At 59.8% G+C, this 16,835-nt stretch carries 15 protein-coding genes; 2 read left to right on the top strand and 13 right to left on the bottom strand.

Going from position 1 to position 16,835, the window contains the following annotated elements; genetic code table 11:
* Positions 1-22: 22 nt before the first annotated feature.
* From lapB to ACJ8MK_RS08000, 11 genes are all read right to left on the bottom strand, one after another.
* On the bottom strand, positions 23-1,195 hold the full coding sequence (lapB, locus tag ACJ8MK_RS08050) for a lipopolysaccharide assembly protein LapB (protein WP_033634721.1): 1,173 nt from the start codon (positions 1,193-1,195) through the stop codon (positions 23-25).
* Positions 1,196-1,201: 6 nt separating this feature from the next.
* Entirely contained in the window at positions 1,202-1,504 is a 303-nt protein-coding gene (locus ACJ8MK_RS08045; protein ID WP_442517638.1) for a LapA family protein, read from the bottom strand.
* Between the two features lie 291 nt (positions 1,505-1,795).
* A complete protein-coding gene (locus ACJ8MK_RS08040) occupies positions 1,796-2,593 on the bottom strand; it encodes an SDR family oxidoreductase (RefSeq protein WP_060421004.1) in 798 nt (265 codons plus the stop codon).
* Positions 2,590-4,113 carry an FGGY family carbohydrate kinase gene (locus ACJ8MK_RS08035; protein WP_442517637.1) on the bottom strand — a complete coding sequence of 508 codons (1,524 nt, stop codon included), beginning with the start codon at positions 4,111-4,113 and terminating at the stop codon, positions 2,590-2,592. Before ACJ8MK_RS08035 ends, ACJ8MK_RS08040 begins: the two co-directional genes overlap by 4 nt.
* Entirely contained in the window at positions 4,106-5,170 is a 1,065-nt protein-coding gene (locus tag ACJ8MK_RS08030) for an ABC transporter permease (protein WP_041035336.1), read from the bottom strand. The genes ACJ8MK_RS08035 and ACJ8MK_RS08030 overlap by 8 nt, the downstream gene beginning before the upstream one ends.
* A 10-nt stretch (positions 5,171-5,180) precedes the next feature.
* Positions 5,181-6,680: a sugar ABC transporter ATP-binding protein gene (locus tag ACJ8MK_RS08025; protein WP_033653017.1), complete on the bottom strand. Its 1,500-nt coding sequence runs from the start codon at positions 6,678-6,680 to the stop codon at positions 5,181-5,183.
* Positions 6,681-6,689: 9 nt separating this feature from the next.
* Entirely contained in the window at positions 6,690-7,307 is a 618-nt protein-coding gene (locus ACJ8MK_RS08020) for a DUF2291 family protein (protein ID WP_103829573.1), read from the bottom strand.
* Positions 7,308-7,371: 64 nt separating this feature from the next.
* A complete protein-coding gene (locus ACJ8MK_RS08015) occupies positions 7,372-8,304 on the bottom strand; it encodes a D-ribose ABC transporter substrate-binding protein (RefSeq protein WP_041035342.1) in 933 nt (310 codons plus the stop codon).
* 63 nt (positions 8,305-8,367) lie between these two features.
* Positions 8,368-9,168: a GolD/DthD family dehydrogenase gene (locus ACJ8MK_RS08010; RefSeq protein WP_033647564.1), complete on the bottom strand. Its 801-nt coding sequence runs from the start codon at positions 9,166-9,168 to the stop codon at positions 8,368-8,370.
* Positions 9,169-9,178: 10 nt separating this feature from the next.
* Positions 9,179-10,084 (bottom strand): transketolase family protein, encoded by a 906-nt coding sequence (locus ACJ8MK_RS08005; protein ID WP_060418851.1) that lies wholly within the window; start codon positions 10,082-10,084, stop codon positions 9,179-9,181.
* A gap of 2 nt (positions 10,085-10,086) precedes the next feature.
* Positions 10,087-10,890 (bottom strand): transketolase, encoded by an 804-nt coding sequence (locus ACJ8MK_RS08000; RefSeq protein WP_033634732.1) that lies wholly within the window; start codon positions 10,888-10,890, stop codon positions 10,087-10,089.
* Positions 10,891-11,278: 388 nt separating this feature from the next.
* Here ACJ8MK_RS08000 and ACJ8MK_RS07995 point away from each other — a divergent pair, with 388 nt between their 5' ends.
* A complete protein-coding gene (locus ACJ8MK_RS07995; RefSeq protein ID WP_033647568.1) occupies positions 11,279-12,073 on the top strand; it encodes a DeoR/GlpR family DNA-binding transcription regulator in 795 nt (264 codons plus the stop codon).
* Between the two features lie 22 nt (positions 12,074-12,095).
* Here the strand turns inward: ACJ8MK_RS07995 and pgpB are convergent, their stop codons facing one another.
* Positions 12,096-12,857 (bottom strand): phosphatidylglycerophosphatase B, encoded by a 762-nt coding sequence (pgpB, locus tag ACJ8MK_RS07990; RefSeq protein WP_049195440.1) that lies wholly within the window; start codon positions 12,855-12,857, stop codon positions 12,096-12,098.
* A gap of 279 nt (positions 12,858-13,136) precedes the next feature.
* On the opposite strand from pgpB, the gene ribA reads away from it, so the two are divergent.
* The gene (ribA, locus tag ACJ8MK_RS07985) at positions 13,137-13,730 is read left to right on the top strand and encodes a GTP cyclohydrolase II (RefSeq protein WP_019452695.1); all 594 of its coding nucleotides are present in this window, start codon (positions 13,137-13,139) and stop codon (positions 13,728-13,730) included.
* A gap of 56 nt (positions 13,731-13,786) precedes the next feature.
* Here the strand turns inward: ribA and acnA are convergent, their stop codons facing one another.
* The gene (gene acnA, locus ACJ8MK_RS07980) at positions 13,787-16,459 is read right to left on the bottom strand and encodes an aconitate hydratase AcnA (protein WP_103798479.1); all 2,673 of its coding nucleotides are present in this window, start codon (positions 16,457-16,459) and stop codon (positions 13,787-13,789) included.
* Positions 16,460-16,835 lie beyond the last annotated feature (376 nt).

The following is a 16,835-nucleotide window of genomic DNA, read 5'->3' as shown; positions in this document are numbered from 1 at the left end:
TTTGTTTTGCCCCGCCGCCGCGTTATTGCCCGTCCAGACCGCGGATCGGTTTGACCGATGACCAGGCTCGGCACGACGGGCAATGCCAATAGAGCGAGTGCGCGGTGAAGCCACATTTGTGGCAGCGGTAACGCGGCTTGGTACGAATTTGCTCGCCGACCATATCGCGCAACAGCAGCAGGCTCTCTTTCGCCCGGCCGTCTTCGGCGTCCGCCAGGTGATAATCCATCAACCGGTAAAACACGCGCATGGTCGGATGGCGCTGCAGCTGGCGGTTGATATAGACCTGCACCACGTCGCGCCCTTCGTGCTGTTCGATGATCTCGGCCAGCATCAGATCGGCGGTGGCGCCGGTGTTCTCTTCCACGCAGCGTTTCAGGAATTCAACCCAGCTGTGCTGTTGTTCCGGCAGATGCGTGTAGCATTCCTGCAGCATCGGCAGCGTTTCGCTGACCAACTCTTTATCCTGGCTCAGCACGCGTTGCAGCGACTCTGCCGCTTTGGCGTAGTCGTTTTGCGCCATATAGATGCGCCCGAACATGATGGATACGCGCGCACACTGTTTATCGGCTGCGTCCGCACGTTTGAGCAGGCTCATCGCCCGATCGAGATCGTCGCTGCCCATCGCCTGCAGCGCCAGTTCGCAATAGAAGTGCGCGATCTCGACGCGCTGTTTCTCTTTACCCAGCTTGACCAGCTTTTCCGCCACGTCGATCGCTTTTTGCCAATCGCTGGTGGCCTGATGGATCACCAGCAGTTGCTGCAGCGCCGATACGCGAAAATCCGCTTCGTCAGTCAACTGGCTGAACATGTCTTCCGCGCGATCGTACAGCCCGGCCGCCATATAGTCGCGGCCCAGCTGCTGTACCGCCAGCAGGCGCTGTTCAAAGGTCAAGGAGGCGCTTTCCATCAAGGCCTGGTGGATACGGATGGCGCGGTCGACTTCGCCGCGCGAACGGAACAGGTTACCCAGCGTCAGGTGGGCTTCAACGGTGTTGCTGTCCTCTTTCAACATGTCGAGGAACAGATCGACCGCCTTGTCCTGCTGGTTGGAAAGCAGAAAGTTCACCCCTGCCACGTATTCACGCGACAGGCGGTTGGCTTCTTGCTGTTTATCCTGCTGAGCGCTTCTGCGCCCCATGTACCAACCGTACGCGGCAGCCACGGGCAGCAACAGAAACAGCAGTTCTAACATAGAGGATTATTCCTTGCTGACAACGGGCTGAGCCGCCGGTTCAGCGGGCTGCTCAAGCTGCAGCTCCAGCCTTTTGATCTTGCGCTCGGCGCGGCTCAACGCAATGCGCGTGCGCAGGTAAAACAGGCCGCAAATGATCCAGCCGAGAACAAAACCGGCGCCAAACAGCGTGGCCAACAGGGTCGATACGCGATAGTCACCCTGCGCAACCAGATAGTTGAAATTGACCACCTGATCGTTATGCGCACCCAAGGTGACGGAAATCACGAAGATCACCAGAACCAACAAAAAAATCAGCAAATATTTCACATTCTTTCCCGCGATGCCGAGTGAATCGGATGAACGATGCCAAAACGTGGCGTCCCTAACCCTTAAGTTAGCATTTCCCACTGCGGCAGGGAAACCCTGCGGCACGATAAAACCACATATCTGCTGGCATATTCGGCAGTAAACGGCCTTAGCGAACAAATTGATGAGAAAGCTTCTCAAAACGTCGAATTTATAAGGATATGGGGGCGACGGCGCGGATTGCAATGGCGGGAAAATGTAAGCGGTTAATGCGGCGCCGTTCCGACGCCGCGTTTTTGTGACACAGTCACGTCATGACATGATTAACCCGCCGTCCACATTGATGGTTTGGCCGGTGATGTAGTCGGCATCGTCCGAGGCAAGAAAGGCCACGAGACCCGCCACGTCCTCGGGCTGACCGGCGCGCTTGAGCGGAATACCCGCCACCCACTCGGCCATCAACTCCCCTTTGCCGTAGGTTTTTTCCGGCCCGCTGAGAATTTCGCCCCAAACGCGGTCGTTATATTCCCACATCTCGCTTTCAATGATGCCGGGGCAGAATGCATTGACGGTAATGCCATACGGTGCCAGCTCGAGCGCTAAACTTTGCGTAATGCCGATCACGCCCATTTTGCTGGCGGCGTAATGCGGTGTGTAAATGAATCCGTTACGCCCCTGACCGGAAGAGGTGTTGATCAGCCGCCCCTTGCGCTGGCCGACCATATATTTAGCCGCTTCCCGGCAGCAGAGCCACACCGCAGTGGTATTTACCGCCAACACTTTCTCAAAATCGCTTTTGGGCATCTGGTCAAAACGATCGATAGTGATCACCCCAGCGTTTTGAATGGAAACGTCGATCGCGCCGAATTGCTCCCAAGCCTGACGATAAAAATCAACCACCTGCGCCTCATCGGTGACGTCGAGGATCACCGGCAGAATCTCCACACCATAACGCTGGCGCAGCGTTTCCGCCGTGGTCAGAATGCGTTCCGCATTCGATGCAATCACCAGATTGGCACCCAAACGGGCGAAGCGCTCGGCGATGCCGGCCCCAATGCCGCGGCATGCGCCGGTAATCACCACGGTTTTCCCCGTGAAATCACGATTCATGGTTGTTCTCCTGTCATCGATGAGCTCGCCTGCGGCCGCCACAGGGTGCGTTGCACCGCCTGCCGCCAGGCGCTGTAGTTTTCCTGCAGCTGCCGGTGGCGCTGCATATCGGGTTTAAATTCATCATGTTGGGGCAACAATGCCGCCAGTTGCCGATCGGTAGTCCCCCACAGGCTGCGCATCGCCATCAGCGCCGCCCCCAGCGCCGAGAGTTCCGCCGTGTTGCTGCGCCACACCGGGCAACCCAGCAGATCGGCCTGAAACTGCATCAGCCAGTCATTGCGGCTGGGGCCGCCATCGGCCATTAACCCCTGCAATGCAAAACCCGGCTGTTGCCGCAATACGCCGATCACATCGGCGATTTGATAAGCCACCGACTCAAATGCGGCCCGCACCAAATGTTCCCGCCGCGTGCCGCGGCTGAGGCCGCAGATCACGCCGCGCGCCTGCTCATCCCACCAGGGTGCGCCGACCCCGGTCAGTGCCGGCACAAAATAGACGCCACCGCTGTCGGCCACGCAAACAGGCAGTTCACTTAACGGCGTCTCGCCCCCCGCCGGCATGGCGGTGATATCCAGCATCCAGGCAATGGCGTCGCCGGTGTGGGGAATATTGCCCTCCAGCGCATACTGCATACGCTCGCCATCGTGCCAGGCGACGGTCGTTGCCAGAGCGCTCGTGTCGCATTGCGCTTCGGCGATCGGCGCCATCACCGATGAACCGGTGCCATAGGTGGCCTTAACCTGCCCCGCCTGGCCGAGCGCATGGCCGTACAGCGCCGCATGCGAATCACCGACCATCGCGCCAATCGGAATGCCGTCGGCAATGCCTTCCAATCCCAACGTCACGCCGAACACATGGCTGGAGGGGGAGATCGTCGGCAGCGCCTGGCGGGGAATGTTGAACAGCGCCAGCATCCGCTCGTCCCAATCGCCGGAGGCAAGGTTCAACAGCTGGGTGCGAGCGGCATTGGAGGTATCGCAGCCGAATGCCTGTCCTCCGCTCAACTGCCACAGCAGCCAGGCATCGATGGTGCCAAGGCAGATTTCCCCGTTCTCCGCCATCCGTTGCCCCCCTTCGCAGCGATCGAGCAACCAGCGCATTTTCGCCGCCGAGAATAGCGGTGAAAGCGGCAGGCCGGTGGCGCGACGCACCACTTCGGCCTGCCGATCGTGCCGCAGCCGTTCACAGAAATCGGCGGCGCGCGCGCATTGCCAGGTTAGGGCCGGCCCGATCGGCTGGCCGTTGGAACGCCGCCAGCCGATGGCGGTTTCACGCTGGTTGCTGATGGCGATACCGGCAATACGGGATGCGCCGGCCAACGCAATCGCTTCCCGCAGCACCGCCACAGAGGCTGCCAGCAAGGTCTCGCCCCGCTGTTCCACCCAACCGGGCTGCGGCGTCTGCAGCGTCAACGGCCTGCTGGCTCTGGCGACGATCGCCCCCTGCGCATCCACCACCACGGCCTTGGCGTTGCTGGTGCCTTCGTCCAACGCGACAATGCAATCCGCTTTAGCCATGGCTCACCTCAGCCAGCGGTTGCACCGCTTTTTTATCCTGCCGCTGCATCAAAATGACCTTGCTCTGCAAACGCTGCTGGAACTGGTCAATCACCACGGCGGTAACGATCACCAGCCCTTTAATCACCATTTGCCAGAACTCGCTGACGCCCATCATCACCAGACCGTCCGCCAAAAAAACGATCACAAAGGCGCCGATGATCGAACCAAATACCCTGCCGCGGCCACCGCTGAGCGCCGTACCGCCCAGCACCGTCGCGCCGATGGCGTCCATCTCGAACATATTGCCGGTCATCGGGTGCGCGGTTTGCAACTGAGAAGCGATGACCAGCCCCACCAGCGCCGCACACAGCCCGGAGAAGGCATAGACGAACATTTTCACTTTGACGATCGGCACTCCCGACAGCCGCGCCGCCGGCTCATTGCCGCCAATCGCATAGATATAACGGCCCAGCGGCGTTTTCTTGGTGAGATAGATCCCCAACAACACGATGGCCAACATCAGCCAAATCGGGTTGTAAATCCCGAGAAAGGTGCCGGATCCCAGGGCCGCGAAACCGGTGTTGCCCAGCGCTTCCATGCCCACCAGATTGGGATAGGTTTTGCCGTCCGCCGTCAACAACGCCGCTCCGCGCGCCACGTACATTGCGCCCAGGGTGCAGATGAACGGCGCAACGCCGAGCCGCGTGATCAACGTGCCGTTGATCAAACCCAACAACACGCCCAACAGCGCCACCGCGCCGATCACTTCAAAGACGTTGAGAAACAGCCGGTTGCCATCCCACAGCGGGATGCCGACGGTCAACAGCGCACCGGCGATCATCCCGCACAGGCCCGCCACCGCGCCGACCGACAAGTCGATGCCGCCGGTGAGAATCACCAGCGTCATGCCAACCGCCAGCAACCCGGTAATCGCCACGTGTTGCGTCATGATCAACAGATTGGAGACGGTCAGAAAATTCGGCACCATGCCGCTGAAGAACAGCACCACCAGCAACAGGGCGATGAAGGTGCGCGCCTGCAGCAAATACATATACAACCGATACTTGGTTTGCATTGCCTTATCCTTATGCGTGTGGGGTTGAGGCGCGGATCAGCGTTTCGCGATCGGCCCGTTCGCGCGGCAGATCAGCCGTCAGTTTCCCGTCCGCCATCACCATCACCCGGTCGGCCAGTGAGACCACCTCATCCAGCTCCGACGAAGAGAACATCACCGCCAGCCCCTGGCGTGCCATCGCGCCAATCAGGTGATAAACGTCCGTTTTGGCGCCGACGTCGATTCCGCGTGTCGGCTCATCGAGAAACACTACCTGCGGCCCGGTCAGCAGCGCCTTGCCCAACACCACTTTCTGCTGATTGCCGCCGCTCAGGCTGGTGATTGGCAGCTCCCGGTCACTCACCTTGATCGCCAGTTTTTCGATCATGCCGTCGACCAACGCACACTCCCCGGCCGACGCCAACGGCCGCAGCGCGTTGCGCCCCAGGCTGGCCAGGGTCATGTTGGCCTTGATCGACATCATCTGCACCAAGCCCTCCGCCTGCCTGTCTTCCGGCACCAGCGCCATGCCCAACGCCATGCGCTGACGAAACCCCAACCGCTCCACGCTTTTGCCGTTGAGCAGAATGCGGCCTGCCGTCTGGCGCATCACGCCGTTGATCACCTTGAACAGTTCGGTGCGGCCGGCGCCCAACAGGCCATAAATGCCGATCACTTCCCCTTTGCGCAGTGAAAAACTGACGTCGTTAAGGCAATAGCCGCCGTTTTCACGCGGCAGCGTCAACTGCTCAACCTTCAGCACTTCATCCCCTTGCTCTGCCGCGCAATAATCAAAGTGCTTGCTCTTTTCCCCGACCATCTTTTCGATGATCCACGGGATGCTGACGTTGCAGACCGGCTCGGCGGCAACAAAACGCCCATCGCGAAACACCGTGATGCGATCGCCAATCTCCATCAGCTCTTCCAGACGGTGAGAAATGTAGATGATGGTGACGCCGCGTTTTTTCAGATCGGCGATCACCCGAAACAGCGTGCGCACTTCAGCCTGGCTCAGCGCCGACGTCGGCTCATCCATGATCAGCACCCGGGTGTCCTTCGCCAAGGCGCGAGCAATTTCCACCAGCTGCTGATGTCCGATGCCGAGACTGCCCAACGGCGTATGCGGATCGATGTCCAACTCCAGCCGCTGCAGCAAGGATTTGGCCAGCTGATATTGATAGTCCACATTGATGCGGCCACGCTGGAAGAACTCGTTGGCCATAAAAATGTTGTCCATCACCGACAGGTTGGGGAACAGGTTCAGCTCCTGGAAAATAATGCTGATCCCGAGCCGCTCCGCCTGCTGCGTGGAAGTTAGCGTCACCGCTTTACCCTCCAGCTCGATGGTACCGGAGGACGGGGTATCCACCCCCGCCAGCAGCTTCATCATGGTCGACTTGCCGGCGCCGTTTTCGCCGATCAGCACGTTGACCTGATTGCGAAACACTTGATAACTCACGCTATCCAATGCCGTGACGCCAGGATAGAGACGCGAAACGTTGCGCGTTTGAATAATGACCGGATCGCTCATCACGCCCCCTTAAGGTTGAATGCGTACCGGCGTGATCAACAGCGGCTCGGCAGGCGCCTGCCAGCTGCTGAATACGCCATACACGGTAATGTGGTCACCCACCTTGGGCTGGGATCCGGCCAGTTCGTCGATCGAAGCCTGATTAATCGCCCTGGCAAAATCGCCGAACAACGCTTGGTCATTGAAATCGCTGTAGCTCAGGCCGCGATAGCTGTCGCGCAACGCCGTACCGCGATAAACCGGCCCGATCTGCACCTCCACGCTGCTGAGCGGCGCATCGGTCACTTTGAGCGTTAATTTTCCGCTGCGCGATCGGGTGTTGACCGCCGCGACTTCACCACTGACCTTAACGTTGAAATAACAAGGAAACTCCGGTTGAGCGCGGTACCCCAGCAGACCGCAGGCGCTGTCAAAATCCTTGGCCTGGGCGATCCGGGCGATCAGCTCGCCCAGCGGCTGCGCCGTTTTGACCGCCTGCGGAGCGATTTGGCCGCGGTAAATTTCCGCCGCCTGCGCCACATGCGGATTCACCGGGGAGCGAAGCTCCGCCAGCTTTTTCTCCGAAACGATACGGCAACCGCTCAACGCCAGGACGACGGTGACGGCCAGCGCAATGCGCATCGACATAACAACACCTCCGATCGCACCCCGCCGCCGGGACGGGGTGATGAAAGACGCCGCTCAACGCGGATTACGGTTTGAAGTTGAAGTCACTGACCCGTTGCGCATTGTCTTTGCCGATCAGGATGCCGCGGAACATCACGCGCTCCTTGCCGGTATAGCTGCCGGACTGGAAATAGCCGTCGAGGATTTCAATGCCCTGCGCGGCGATCGCCTGCGCCTGCAACATCACGCTGGCGTAGAGGCTGCCGTTGAGAATGGCGTCGCGTTCATCGTTGCTGCCGTCGATACCCACCACGGTGACATCCTGCCGGCCGGCGGCCTTCAGCGCCGCCACTGCGCCCAGCGCCACCGGGCCGTTGCCGCAGATCACGCCTTTGATGTCCGGATGCGCCTGCAGAATGCTGTCCATGATGCGTTTCCCTTCCAGCAGATTGCCCTTGGCATCCTGACGCGCCACGCTGACCATCTCAGGGTATTGGTCGATCACGTTGTGGAACGACTGCGAGCGCGTGACGCAGTTATTGTCCGCCAGGTTGCAGGTCAACTCGGCGTATTTGCCGGTTTCCCCCATTTTTTCGACAAACTGGTTGGCGACGTCCGAGCCGGCCTGGAAGTTGTTATGGGTGATCTGCGCCAACGCCACGCCATCGACCGGGATCTCGCGGTTGATCAGCACCACCGGAATACCGGCGTTTTTCGCCTGCTGCACAGCGGCGACGCTGGCCTGAGAATCGGCGTTATCCAAAATGATGCCCTGAACCTTGCGGCCGATAACCAGGCTGATCAGCTCCCCCTGGCGCTTAACGTCTTCGCCGTGCGACAGCACCAGCGTCTGATAGCCGAGCGACTTGGCCTTGCTCTCGGCCCCCTTGGCTTCCGCCGCGTAATAAGGGTTATCCAGCGAATTGACGAGAATGGCGATCGTGCCCTTTTCCGCCGCCATGGCAGAGGTGCAGGCAAAACCGGTGAGCAGGGTAAGGTAAGTGGCTATTTTTCTCATGATGGTGTTCTCTTATCGTTGTGTTGAACATCGTCTGGTGTTGGCGATCGCTGCGGTTGCCGCTTACCAAATGGTAAAACCGCCGTCGATCATCAGGTCCGCGCCGGTGATCATGTCGCTGCCGTTGCTGGCAAAAAACAGGATCGCCGCCGCAATTTCGTCGGTATAAGCAAAACGCCCCAGCGGGATCAGCTTTTTCATCGCCTCGCCCTTCTCGCCGCGCCAGGCTTTTTCTCCCATAGGCGTCAGCACCACGGTGGGCGATAACGTGTTGACGGTGATGCCGTGCGGCGCCCACTCTTTGGCCATCACCTTGGTCATGCCCAGCAGCCCTGCCTTGGCGGCGGTGTAAGCGCAGTGATCGTCAATGGCGATGGAGGCCGCCTGCGACGCGATGTTGATGATTTTCCCGCCGTGGCCGGCGGCTATCGCACGGCGCGCCAGTTCCTGCGAACACAAGAAGGGCCCGGTGAGGTTGACCGCCAAGTGGCGCTGCCACTCCTCGAGCGTCACTTCCGTCGCCGGTTGCAGATTGACGTAGCCGGCGCAGTTGACCAGGATATCGAGCCGGCCAAAGCGCCGCTGAGCCGCGTTGAAGGCGGCAGCCACCGAGCCGGGTTCGGTCACGTCGCACACCTGGCAGAACACCTGTTCTTCACCCAACTCCCGCAGCGCCGCCGCGGCCTTGTCCTGTTCAAAGGCCGGATACATCAATACCAGGCGCGCGCCCTTCTCCAGCAGCAGGCGATTGGCGGCCATCGCGATGCCGCCCAGACCGCCGGTGATCACTGCTACCTTCCCTGCCAGCGACATCCGGCTATCGACACCGTAGCGTAAATTAACGTCGTATTCGTTCTGCTCCATCGCATTCCCCCTATGGCGTTAACTGAGCATGCAACCCTGCGGCGTCGATGGCGTATTGCCGCCGCAGCGCCGCCCGGCTGCTGCTGTGGGTGAATTCATAAGCCGGCACGCCCAGCGCGGTAAACGGCCGCGGCAGCTGATGCCGCAGCAACAGCTCACCGATGATGGTGCCCAAGCCACCGCTGAGGGCGTGCTCCTCCATGGTCAGCACCCGGCGGTGCGAACGTATCAACGCCACTACCGCCGCCTCATTGAGTGGCCAGAGCGAAGGCAGCGAGACGATGGTCGGGTTATCGCCCAATTCCAGCACCTTCATCGCCTCGTGCGCCACCGTCCCCAGGCAAAACACCAGGCTGTCAGATCCTTGATGCAGCACCTCCGGCTCTCCGGGGCGGAAGTGATAGCTCGCGTTCAGCACCGGCAGCTTGTCGCTGTCCATACGGATATAGGCCGGGCCGGGTTGCGCGATGACATAACGGACAATCTCTGCCGCTTGTCGCGCATCCGCCGGCGCATAGACGCTGAGATTGCCCAGCGTGCGGGCGATGGCGATATCGTTCATGCAATGGTGCGTCGCCCCCAGCGGCCCATAGCCGAATCCGGCATTCAGGCCGAGCATTTTCACGTTGGTTTCCGTGTAGCAAACATCGTTTTTCATCTGCTCGTTAGAACGGGCGAACAGGAAAGGCGCGGCGTTAGCGGTAAAGACCGTGCGGCCGCTGAGCGCCATGCCGGCGGCCATGCCCACCATATTTTGTTCGGCGATGCCGACGTTCACCACACGCTCCGGATAAGCCTGCTCAAAGGGCGCGATTTTCGACGTGGACGTGGAGTCCGCCACCATCACGCTCAGATCTGCCCCCGCCAGCTGCTCTTCGATCAACGCCGTCACCACGGCATCGCGTAAGTCCTGCATGTTCACCCCTCCAGTTCCGCCAGCGCCTGCGCCAGCTGTTGTTCGTCCGGTACCGCGTGATGCCAGGCGGCAACGTTAGCCATAAACGACACGCCGTGCCCCTTTTCGGTATTGGCCAAAATCACCCGCGGCTTGTCCTGGCTCGGGCGTTGGATCGCCGCCACCAGCGCCGCCGGATCGTGCCCGTCGCATTCCAGGGTTTCGAAACCGAAAGCGCGCCATTTTTCCGCCAGCGGCTCCAGCGGCATGATGGCCTCTGTCTTGCCCGCCAGCTGCAGCCGGTTGCGATCGACGATGGCAATCAGGTTATCCAGCTTGAATTTGCTGGCCGCCATCGCCGCCTCCCAGTTGGATCCCTCCGCCAGCTCGCCGTCGCCCAGCAGCACGAAAGCGCGGCGATGTGCGCGCCCGGCCAGTTTGTTGCCCAGCGCCAGCCCCACGGCGATCGGCAGGCCATGCCCCAAACCGCCGGAGTTGATCTCCACCAGCTCCGGCAGCTTCTGCCGCACCGGATGCCCGGCCAGTAAGGTGTCGTCGCCCATGAACTGATCGAGCACCGCCGGATCGAGCAGGCCCATCGCCGCGCAGCTGCAGTAAAAACCGCCGGCGCCGTGCCCTTTAGACAAAATGAACCGATCCTGATCGGGCCGGGCATTGCCGCGATCCATCACCGCCATATACAAGGTGCAGATGATGTCGATTTCCGACAGATCGGCGCCGGTATGGCCCTTGCCTGCCTTATGGTTCATGGTCACCACATATCGGCGCGCCTGGCGCGCCGTGTTTTTAATCGCCTGGAAGTCCATCGTCACCTCTGCTTGAGCACATTGATTATCGTTATCGCCTCTAAAACGATCCGCTAACCCGCCATTGATTTTCGAATGGAAATCATATGCAGCAAAAACGATAATTAATGTGGGCAAGATCAAATTTCAAGCAAAAGCACGCAACAGGCGGAATCACAATTCACAAAAAGCAATTAATAACAATGAAATGCAAGCATTCAAATAACTTAAAATTCGTTTTACCCGGTGACTTTCGCTGACACCATAGGCTTTCGAATAAAAATCAATAGGGATTGACCGGGTTTATCCATAGCTTTATCAATAATCGCGAGCTAAAATTCAGCGCATCAATAAGGAGTTGCCGTGGCAAACCGCCCGGCGGGAACTGACAGGTGTAGGAGTCTTTCGATTGAAAAGCAAAAGCGAACAGCTGGCGGAAATGCAGCAACGGCGCGAAAAGATCCTCGACATGATCCGCGAAGACGGCTCGGCGACGGTCAAAATGCTGACCGATACCTTCAAGCTGACCGAAGCGACCATTCGCACCGACCTGCGGGTCCTGCAGCAACAAGGTTATGTGCAGCGTTTCCACGGCGGCGCAACCCTGGTCGATGGCAAGCAAAACACCCATGCCATGCTGTTGGAACGCCAGGTCAACCTGACCGCCAAGGATCGCATCGGCAAGCTCGCCGCCGGTTTTATCGAACCGGGCGACACCATCATTCTTGATTCGGGCACCACCACCACGGCTATCGCCAATCACCTGAGCCACATCAAGAAACTGTCCGTTATCACCACCGGCGTCAATATCGCGCTGCAGCTGGGCGGCGAACCGGGCGTGAACATTTTGCTGACCGGCGGCTCGTTCAAATTTCCGACGCTTTCCACTTCCGGCGACAAAGCCGCCGGCTTCTTCGAGAACGTTCTGGCCCAGAAACTGTTCCTCGCAACGGCCTGCATCTCACCCCGCCACGGCCTCAGTTTCCCAAGCGAGACCGACATCAAACTGAAAACGGCGATGATCAACGCAGCCAACACGGTGTATGTGGTTGCCGACTCCAGCAAAATCGATAAGGTGTCGATGTTCGCATTGCCCTGTGACTGGCAGCATATCGACTATTTGATCACCGACGACGGTATCAGCAATACCGCCATACAGGCCTTTGAGAAGGTGGGAGTAAAGGTGTTGGTGGCAGGCGCCTGACGGGCGCCTGCGAGAAGAATGCTTATTCCGGCTTGCGCGCCGCGATTTCCTGCTGCTCTTGCGGCGGCGGCGTCAGCGGGCCAAACCAGCGCTGCGCCAGCCAGCAGGTGACCACCACCAACAGCCAACTGATCAGCGTGGCCATCGCCAGATCGCGTGGCCAGTGCATGCCCAGCAGCAAACGGCTGCCCATCACCCCCGTTGCCCACACCATCAGCAGCGCGACTGTTTTATAATGGCGGCGCGGCCACAGCAGCCCTACGCCCAACAGCGCCCAGGTGGCGGCGAACATCGTATGCCCCGACGGGAAAGCGAAGCCGGTTTCAAACTGCCAGTGCTTGCGCAGCCAGTTCGGCACCAGGGTCTGATCCTGCAATTGCTCGCGCACCAGCGCGCTGCGCTCTTTGCGATGCAGCGAATAGAAGTATTTGCCGTCCACGCCGTGGTTTTGCTCCAGCCATACCACAAACGGCCGCGGTTCTTGCACCCGATCCTTGATCAGCGACTTGATCCCCTGCCCAATCACCAACGCGGCGGAAAGCAGGATCGCCAGACCGATGGCCGCCTTGAGCCGAAAGCGCAGACACCACAAAAACCAACCGCAAAGGATAGCGCTGGTCAAAATGCCCCACGGCGAGGTCACGGTTTCGGTCACCCAGTACAGCGCTTTCAGCACCCGATCATTGCCGCCGGGCTGCCAGTGCCAGCCGGATACCCAGACCGCCAGCGGCATCAACAGCAGCAGCAGCGCGCCGCCCGCCGTGCGTTTTGCTATCTCATACATTCCCGTTTTCCTCTGCGTGAATCAGACTGCAGTGTAACAAGAGTGTAATCTTGATAACACGCGAAAAATTAAACAGATAGGCAACCTATCGCAATAATAGGTAGCCGGAAAACGCCATCTGCTGGTTTGCTGAGCACCGCCTGGCAAGAAGTTGTGGCAAAATAGCCGATAATTAACGAAATAGAGATCGGCGCAGCACGTTTTAGTCTTGGTCAATTTACCGAACCGGACTTAGGATGCGCGACAATGATTGAATCGTAGGTTTTTGTGGAGAGTGACATGCAGCTTAAACGGGTGGCAGAGGCTAAACTGCCGACACCTTGGGGCGATTTCCTGATGGTAGGATTCGAAGAACTGGCGACCGGGCATGACCATCTGGCGCTGGTATTCGGTGATATTTCCGGCGAAGCGCCGGTGCTCGCGCGCGTGCATTCCGAATGTCTTACCGGCGATGCCCTGTTCAGCCTGCGCTGCGACTGCGGTTTTCAGCTGGAAGCCGCGCTGGAGCAAATCGCCGAAGAAGGCCGCGGCATTCTGCTTTATCATCGCCAGGAGGGCCGCAATATCGGCCTGTTGAACAAGATCCGCGCCTATGCCCTGCAGGATAAGGGCGCAGACACCGTGGAAGCCAACCACCAGCTCGGCTTCGCCGCCGACGAGCGCGACTTTACCCTGTGCGCCGACATGTTCAAACTGCTGGGCGTCGACGCGGTGCGTTTGCTGACCAACAACCCGAAAAAGGTCGAGATCCTGACCGAAGCCGGCATCAACATCAGCGAGCGCGTGCCGCTGATCGTCGGCCGTAACCCGAAGAACGAACACTATCTGGCGACCAAGGCCGCCAAAATGGGCCATTTGCTCGACCAGAAGTGATCGCCGCCGCGGCGGAAACAATCAGGGCGCCTTGCGGCGCCCTTTTTATTGCTTAATTACAGCATTTTCCTGATCACATAATGCAGGATGCCGTCGTTTTCGTAGTAGGTCAGCTCATTGCCGGTATCGATGCGGCAACGGGTGTCGATCACTTCCTTGCGCCCGTCGGCATAGGTGATGTGCACCGGCACCGTCTGGCCCGGCTGCAGCTGCTGCAGGCCGCCGACGCTGATCTGCTCATCCCCGGTCAACCCCAGGGTTTTGCGCGTCACCCCTTGCGGGAACTCCAGCGGCAAAATCCCCATGCCGATCAGGTTGGAGCGGTGAATGCGCTCGAAGGATTCAGCGATCACCACCCGCACGCCCAGCAGGCGCGGCCCCTTCGCCGCCCAGTCGCGGCTGGATCCGGAACCGTATTCTTTACCGGCGATCACCGCCAGCGGCACCTTTTCCTGCTGATACTGCATGGCGGCGTCGTAGATAGACAGCTGCTTCTGCGACGGGATATGGCGGGTATAACCCCCTTCCACGCCCGGCACCATTTCGTTGCGAATGCGGATATTGGCGAAGGTGCCGCGCATCATCACTTCGTGGTTGCCGCGGCGCGAGCCGTAAGAGTTGAAATCCTGCGGCGCCACGCCGTGCTCGCTCAGGTAACGCCCCGCCGGGCTGTCGCGCTTGATGTTACCCGCCGGCGAGATGTGGTCGGTGGTCACCGAGTCGGCCAGAATCGCCAGAATGCGCGCGTCTTTGATGTCCTGCACCGGATCCGGCGTCACCTTCATGGTGCTGAAGAACGGCGGATGGCGGATATAAGTAGAATCCTCCTGCCACTGATAGGTCGCCGAGCCGGTCACCTGGATCGCCTGCCAGTTAGCGTCGCCGTCGAACACTTCGCCATATTCCTTGTGGAACATCTCGGTGCGCACTTCTTCCACCGCCTGAGCGATGTCCTGGCTGCTCGGCCAGATGTCCTTCAAATAGACCGGTTGACCGTCGTTGCCCTCGCCCAGCGGCTCTTTGGTCAGGTCAATCTTCATGCTGCCCGCCAGCGCATAAGCCACCACCAGCGGCGGCGAGGCCAGCCAGTTGGTTTTCACCAGCGGGTGGATGCGCCCTTCGAAGTTGCGGTTGCCCGACAGCACCGCGCCCACGGTCAGATCGCCCTCTTTTATCGCCTGCTCGATCGGATCCGGCAGCGGGCCGGAGTTACCGATGCAGGTGGTACAGCCATAGCCCACCAGATTGAACCCCAGCTCTTCCAGATAGGCGGTAAGTTTGGCGCTATCGAAGTAGTCGGTCACCACTTTGGAACCCGGCGCCAGCGAGGTTTTTACCCAGGGCTTGCTGCGCAGCCCTTTCTTGACGGCATTTTTCGCCAGCAGGCCGGCCGCCATCATCACGCTCGGGTTGGAGGTGTTGGTGCAGGAGGTGATCGCCGCGATCACCACCGCGCCGTCGCGCAGTTCGTGCTGCTGCCCGTCCAGCGTAAAGGTTTTGCTGTCGGCTTTGGCCTTTTGACCGCCGATATCCAGCTCGGTGGCGGCCTTGAACGCCTGCGGCACATTTGGCAGCGCAACGCGATCCTGCGGGCGTTTCGGCCCGGCGAGGCTGGCTTCCACCGTCGACATGTCCAGCGCCAGCGAGCTGGTGAAGACCGGTTCATCACCGGGGTTGCGCCACATGCCCTGCGCCTTGGCGTAAGCTTCCACCAGCGCGATTTGTTCTGCGCTGCGGCCGCTGAGCTTCATGTAGCCGAGCGTAACGTCATCCACCGGGAAGAAGCCACAGGTGGCGCCAAATTCCGGCGACATGTTGGCGATGGTTGCCCGGTCCGCCAGCGGCAGATCGGCCAGGCCATCGCCGTAAAACTCGACGAACTTGCCGACAACGCCGTGCTTGCGCAGCATTTGGGTGACGGTCAGCACCAGGTCAGTGGCGGTAATGCCCTCGCGGAGCTTGCCGGTCAGCTTGAAGCCGACCACGTCGGGGATCAGCATCGACACCGGCTGGCCCAGCATCGCCGCTTCCGCTTCGATGCCGCCGACGCCCCAGCCGAGGATGCCGAGGCCGTTGATCATGGTGGTGTGGGAGTCGGTGCCCACCAGCGTATCGGGATAAGCCACGCGGCGGCCGCTTTCGTCGCTGTGCCAGACCGTTTGGCCAAGGTATTCAAGGTTGACCTGGTGACAGATGCCGGTGCCCGGCGGCACCACGCGGAAGCGGTTGAAGGCTTTCTGCCCCCAGCGCAGGAAGGTGTAGCGCTCGTGGTTGCGCTGCATTTCGATACGCACGTTGTCTTCAAAGGCGTTGTCATCGCCAAATTCATCGACGGTGACCGAGTGGTCAATCACCAGATCCACCGGCGACAGCGGGTTCACCTGATCGACGTTGCCCCCCAACCGCCGCACCGCTTCGCGCATCGCGGCCAGATCCACCACCGCCGGAACGCCGGTAAAATCCTGCATCAGCACGCGCGCCGGGCGGTAGGCTATCTCACGGTCGGCATGGCCGGTTTGCAGCCAGGCGACGATGGCCTTGAGGTCGTCAACCTGCACGGTATCGCCATCCACATGGCGCAGCAGGTTCTCCAACAGCACTTTCATTGATTTCGGCAACCGGTCGATATCACCCAGCTGCTTCGCCGCCAGCGGCAGACTGTAATAGTAATATTCGCTATTCAGCGCAACCAGCTTATCCATACTTGTTTCACGAAGATCGGACGACATAGCTCCTCCATTTCTTATTGTGATAAAACAGGGTAATCACTGAGGTCTTGTTTAAAGATACCACAAAGATAAGTTAACGTTTTGATAACAACACGATTTGATCACAACGATAGGCGGGAACAATCAGCGCAAAGGAAGTCCGAACGCCGCCAAGGGGTTAGGCGGTGCGCCAACGAAAACGCTGCAACGAGGCGGCGCTTTGGCGAGGAAGACCTCGCGGTTTTAGCGGGGGTTAGCTACGCCTTAGCAGCGCATCCCGAAGGATATGAAAGTCAGATACCTGATAGAGAGTGTTCCTGGAGGACGGCGACTTTTCAGGATGATCAACAAGCAAGGTGCGGATTTCCGGGCTAAAAAAACCCGGTTTGGCAGGCGC

It is taken from the genome of Serratia sp. CY38905, assembly GCF_052168875.1.
In the GTDB taxonomy this organism is placed as follows: Bacteria; Pseudomonadota; Gammaproteobacteria; order Enterobacterales; family Enterobacteriaceae; genus Serratia; species Serratia sarumanii.
Note: the sequence above shows the minus strand (reverse complement) of the source record. Positions and strands in the feature narration are given on the sequence as shown.

Coding starts and splice junctions, on each gene's coding strand:
- lapB (WP_033634721.1), bottom strand. CDS start 1,195: ATGTTAGAACTGCTGTTTCTGTTGCTGCCCGTGGCTGCCGCGTACGGT.
- ACJ8MK_RS08040 (WP_060421004.1), bottom strand. CDS start 2,593: ATGAATCGTGATTTCACGGGGAAAACCGTGGTGATTACCGGCGCATGC.
- ACJ8MK_RS08035 (WP_442517637.1), bottom strand. CDS start 4,113: ATGGCTAAAGCGGATTGCATTGTCGCGTTGGACGAAGGCACCAGCAAC.
- ACJ8MK_RS08030 (WP_041035336.1), bottom strand. CDS start 5,170: ATGCAAACCAAGTATCGGTTGTATATGTATTTGCTGCAGGCGCGCACC.
- ACJ8MK_RS08025 (WP_033653017.1), bottom strand. CDS start 6,680: ATGAGCGATCCGGTCATTATTCAAACGCGCAACGTTTCGCGTCTCTAT.
- ACJ8MK_RS08020 (WP_103829573.1), bottom strand. CDS start 7,307: ATGTCGATGCGCATTGCGCTGGCCGTCACCGTCGTCCTGGCGTTGAGC.
- ACJ8MK_RS08015 (WP_041035342.1), bottom strand. CDS start 8,304: ATGAGAAAAATAGCCACTTACCTTACCCTGCTCACCGGTTTTGCCTGC.
- ACJ8MK_RS08010 (WP_033647564.1), bottom strand. CDS start 9,168: ATGGAGCAGAACGAATACGACGTTAATTTACGCTACGGTGTCGATAGC.
- ACJ8MK_RS08005 (WP_060418851.1), bottom strand. CDS start 10,084: ATGCAGGACTTACGCGATGCCGTGGTGACGGCGTTGATCGAAGAGCAG.
- ACJ8MK_RS08000 (WP_033634732.1), bottom strand. CDS start 10,890: ATGGACTTCCAGGCGATTAAAAACACGGCGCGCCAGGCGCGCCGATAT.
- pgpB (WP_049195440.1), bottom strand. CDS start 12,857: ATGTATGAGATAGCAAAACGCACGGCGGGCGGCGCGCTGCTGCTGCTG.
- ribA (WP_019452695.1), top strand. CDS start 13,137: ATGCAGCTTAAACGGGTGGCAGAGGCTAAACTGCCGACACCTTGGGGC.
- acnA (WP_103798479.1), bottom strand. CDS start 16,459: ATGTCGTCCGATCTTCGTGAAACAAGTATGGATAAGCTGGTTGCGCTG.